This window comes from Betaproteobacteria bacterium, from assembly GCA_016791345.1.
Lineage (GTDB): Bacteria > Pseudomonadota > Gammaproteobacteria > Burkholderiales > JAEUMW01 > JAEUMW01.
The window spans coordinates 1-4952 of record JAEUMW010000472.1 but is presented as its reverse complement, the minus strand read 5'-3'; the positions used below and the strand labels follow the sequence as shown (position 1 = coordinate 4952).

The 4952-nt window shown below is 67.3% G+C and carries 2 protein-coding genes; both read left to right on the top strand.

Annotated features, from left to right (window positions below; all coding sequences use genetic code 11):
* Nucleotides 1–4753: NAD-glutamate dehydrogenase (locus tag JNK68_17565; protein ID MBL8542153.1), on the top strand; the 4753-nt coding region annotated here is incomplete at its 5' end.
* A gap of 101 nt (nt 4754–4854) precedes the next feature.
* A partial coding sequence (locus JNK68_17560; GenBank protein MBL8542152.1) for a type II toxin-antitoxin system prevent-host-death family antitoxin occupies nt 4855–4952 on the top strand: 98 nt, incomplete at its 3' end.

Below are 4952 nucleotides of genomic sequence, written 5' to 3'. Positions count from 1 at the left end.
GCGCGCGAAGGTTCCAGGAGACGACCAGGCGGCCACCGAACGCTTTCTGGCCGAGTACTACCGGCAGGTGGATCCGGACGACCTGGCGGAGCTCGATACCGCCGACATTTACGGCGCGGCGCTTTCCCATCTCGCGTTCGCCCGACGTCGCGAGCCGGGCATGCCGAAAGTACGGGTTTTCAACCCGAGCATCGAAGAACACGGCTGGCAGTCCACCCATACCGTCGTCGAGATCGTCAACGACGACATGCCGTTCCTGGTGGATTCAGTGACGACGGAGGTGAACCGCAGCGGGCTCGCCCTGCATCTGCTCGTCCACCCGGTGCTGCAAAACCGCCGCGACGCTGCGGGACAACTGCTGGAGCCGGCCACGAGCGGTGCGGAGGGCGTGCGCGAATCCTTCATGCACGTCGAGGTGGATCGCCTCGCCGACGCGGACAGCATGGAGGCGCTGGCGGCAGACCTCACGCGGGTATTGAACGACGTGCGCCTCGCCGTGGCGGACTGGCGCACCATGCTCGGGCGGCTCGAGGAAATCCTCGGCGACCTCGACCGGCGACCCCCTCCCGTCGGCGGCGACGAGCTGGAGGAGGGCCAGGCGTTCCTGCGCTGGCTCGGACGCGGTCACTTCACGTTCCTGGGCTATCGCTTGAGCGACTTGGAGCGGATCGACGGCGCCGACGCGCTCTGCACCGTCCCAGGCTCGGGTCTCGGCATCCTGCGCGGACAGGATGAGGAAGGTCCGTCGGCCAGCTTCGCGGCGCTGCCGCCCGAAGCCCGCGCGTATGCGCGTGTTAAAGATTTGCTGGTGCTGACGAAGTCGAACTCGCGCTCGACGGTCCACCGCCCGGGCTATCTCGACTATGTCGGCATCAAGCGCTACGACGCGCAGGGCGAGGTCTGCGGCGAGCATCGCTTCGTGGGCCTCTACACCCACATCGTCTACGGCGCCAACCCCGTCGAGATTCCCCTCCTGCGGCGCAAGGTGGCGAACGTGATGGCGCGTGCGGGCTTCGCGGCGGGCGGCCATGCGGCCAAGGCGCTGGAGCACGTGCTGGAGACCTATCCGCGGGACGAGCTCTTCCAGATCGGCGAGCACGAGCTGCTGGCGAATGCCCTCGGCATCCTGCACCTGGGCGAGCGGCAGCGGCTGCGCCTGTTCGTGCGGCGCGACGCCTTCGAGCGCTTCTGCGTGTGCCTGATCTATGCGCCGCGCGAGCATTACACCACCGAGCTGAGGCGCAGATGGCAGGCGGTGCTCATGCAGGCGTTCAACGGCCTGAGCTCCGAGTTCAACGTGTTCCTGTCGGAGTCGGTCCTGGCGCGCATCGTCATCACCGTGCGCACTCGGCCCGGACACATCCCGCGCTACGAGGTCGCCGATCTGGAGGAGCGTCTTGCCGCCGCCTCGCGGCGCTGGGGTGACGATCTCAGGCAGGCGCTGCTCGACACGATGGGGGAAGCGGGCGGCAATCTGGCGTGCCGGCGCTTCGGTGCCGCATTTCCCGCTGCGTATCGGGAGGACTACCCGGCGCGCAACGCCGTTCCCGACATCGAGCGGATGCAGAAGGCGATCGCGACCGGCACCCTCGGCATGAATCTCTACCGCCCGGTGGAAGCCTCCCCGGGCACCTTGCGCCTCAAGCTGTTCCATCCCGGACGCCCGGCCGTGTTGTCCGAGAGCTTGCCGATGCTCGAGCGCATGGGGCTTTCCGTGCTCGAGCAGCGGCCGTACCGGATCACGCCCGACGGCGCGCCGCCGGTGTGGATCGAGGACCTGGGACTCGCCACGCGCGACGGCACCGAAATCGAAATCGATGCGTTGCGCGAGAACTTCGAAGAGACCTTCGGGCGCGTCTTCGCGGGTACGGTGGAGAACGACGGCTTCAACCAGCTCGTGCTCGCGGCGCGCCTCGGCGCCGACGACATCACCGTGCTGCGCGCTTATGCCAAGTATCTGCATCAGATCGCGTTTCCGCTGTCGCAGGCGTTCGTCGAGGCGACCCTGGCGACCTACCCGAAGATCGCGCGCATGCTCGTGAATCTGTTCCGCGTGCGCTTCGATCCGGAGCGCGCGAGCGAGGAAGCGGCAGCTTCCCAGGTGCGGGCACTGGAGAGCGCGCTCGACCGGGTCGACAATCTCAACGAGGATCGAGTCCTGCGCCAGTACCTCGCGCTGATCCTCGCCACGCTGCGCACCAACCACTGGCGGTGCGACGAGAATGGGCGACGACGCACGTTTCTCTCCTTCAAGTTCGATCCCTCGCAGGTGCCGGGCCTGCCCGAGCCGAAGCCGATGTTCGAGATCTTCGTCTACTCGCCGCGCTTCGAGGGCGTGCATCTGAGGGGTGGGCGCGTCGCGCGCGGCGGGCTGCGCTGGTCCGACCGGCCGGAGGACTTCCGCACCGAGATCCTCGGGCTGGTGAAGGCGCAGATGGTCAAGAACACGGTGATCGTGCCGGTGGGATCCAAGGGCGGCTTCGTGCTCAAGAAGGCGCCGCCGGCGGCCGACCGCGAAGCCTTCGTGAAGGAAGGCGTGGCCTGCTATCAGGATTACCTGCGCGGACTGCTCGACCTGACCGACAACCTCGTGGGCGGGCGGGTGGTGCCGCCGCCGCGGGTGCACCGGCATGACGCGGACGATCCCTATCTCGTGGTTGCCGCCGACAAGGGCACGGCGACCTTCTCCGACTACGCCAACGCGGTCAGCAAGGAATACGGCTTCTGGCTCGCCGATGCGTTCGCGAGCGGCGGCTCGGTCGGCTACGACCACAAGGTGATGGGCATCACGGCGCGCGGTGCATGGGAATCGGTCAAGCGCCACTTCCGCGAGATGGGCATCGACACGCAGACGACCGACTTTACCGTGGCCGGCATCGGCGACATGTCGGGTGATGTCTTCGGCAACGGCATGCTGCTGTCCCGGCACATCCGGCTGGTGGCCGCCTTCGATCACCGTCACATCTTTCTCGATCCCGATCCCGATGCCGAGGCGAGCTTCCTCGAGCGCGAGCGGCTGTTTCAATTGCCGCGCTCGTCGTGGGCGGACTACACGGCACAGTTCATTTCCACCGGCGGTGGCGTGTACCCGCGCAGCGTGAAGTCGGTGCCGCTGTCGCCCGAGGTGCGGCGCGTGCTGGACCTCGAGGTCGAGTCGCTGAGTCCGAACGAGCTGATCTCGGCCATCCTGAAGGCACCCGTCGACCTGCTCTACAACGGCGGCATCGGCACTTACGTGAAGAGCGCACAGGAGAGCCACGCCGATGTCGGTGACCGCGCCAACGATGCGGTGCGCGTCGACGGTCGCCAACTGCGCTGCAAGGTGGTGGGGGAGGGCGGCAATCTGGGCCTGACGCAGCTCGGCCGCGTGGAGTACGCGATGGCCGGCGGGCGCATTTTCACCGATGCCATCGACAACTCGGCGGGCGTCGACACGTCCGACCATGAGGTCAACCTCAAGATCCTGTTCGGTCTCGTGGTGGCGGAAGGCGAGCTCACGGAAAAGCGGCGGAACGACCTGCTGGCCTCGATGACGGATGAGGTAGGCCAACTCGTGCTGCGGGACAACTACTTCCAGACCCAGGCGCTGTCGGTTGCCGGCCGTCGCGCGCCGCAGTGGCTGGACGCCGAGCAGCGCTTCGTCCAGTTCCTGGAAAAGGCCGGTCGCATCAAGCGTGCGCTCGAGTTCCTTCCGGACGACGAGGAGATCGCGCAGCGGCGCAGCCACCACCAGGGGCTGCTCAATCCGGAGCGGGCAGTGCTGCTCGCATACTCCAAGATCTGGCTGTACGACGAGCTCATCGCGTCAACCGTGCCGGACGACCCCTGGTGCGCGACCGCGCTTGCCCGATACTTTCCGAGTGCCGTGCGCGAGGCCTACGCTGCATACCTGCCGCGCCATCCCCTGCGCCGCGAGATCATCGCCACGCACCTTCTGAACAGCATGGCGAACCGGGTCGGCCCGACGTTCGTGCACCGCATCGCCGAGGCGAGTGGAGAGCATCCGCCGGCGATCGTGCGCGCCTACCTGCTGACGCGCGAGGTGTTCGGCCTGGTGCCCCTCTGGCGATCGATCGAGGTGCTGGACAACGAGGTGCCGGACCTTGCGCAATCGGAAATGCTGAGCGAATGCGGTCAGCTCGTCTTCCGCGCGACACTGTGGTTTCTGCGCTCGCGCCGCCTGCACGAGGACATGGCGGCGACCATCGAGCACTTCGCACCGGCGGTGGAAGCGGTCTACCGCTGCCTTGATCCGCTGCTCGCGCCGATGGGGACTGCGACGGAGGAAGCGGCGCGGATCGCTCGCTTCGAGGCGCAGGGCGTGCCGAACGAAGTCGCACGCCGCGTGGCGGCCGGGCACGCCCTGTATGCCGCGCTCGACATGGCGGAAGTGGCGAGCGTGACGTCGTGCCCGGTGGAGACCGTGGCGCACGTGTACTTCGCGGTGTCGGACGAACTCGATGTTCCCTGGCTGCAGGAGCGCATCGCTGCGCTGCCCGCGGACACCTACTGGCAGACCCTCGCGAAAGGCGCCATGCAGGATGATCTGTCGGGGTTGCAGCGCAATGTCAGCGCGCAGGTGCTCGCCGCGGGTGCGGACGGCACGGTGCCGGAACTGGTCGCGCGCTGGAAGGCAGCGAACGGCAGTGCCGTCGAGCGGGTGACGCGGCTGCTCGGGGAACTGCGCGCGATGACGACGACCGACGCGGCGATGCTGTCGGTGGCACTGCGGGAACTGCGCAATCTGGCCTGACGCGGGGCAATCCCGCCTCTCTCCGGCAGCCCGGAGAGCTCGGTCAACGTCGCACATTTGCCATATAATCTGACCAACCCGATGACCAATTGGAGCACGGCATGGCTGCTGTGACTTTGGCTGACGCCAAGGCGCACTTGAGCGAACTCGTAAGCAAGGCGGAAAGCGGTGTCGAGACCACCATCACCCGCCGCGGGAA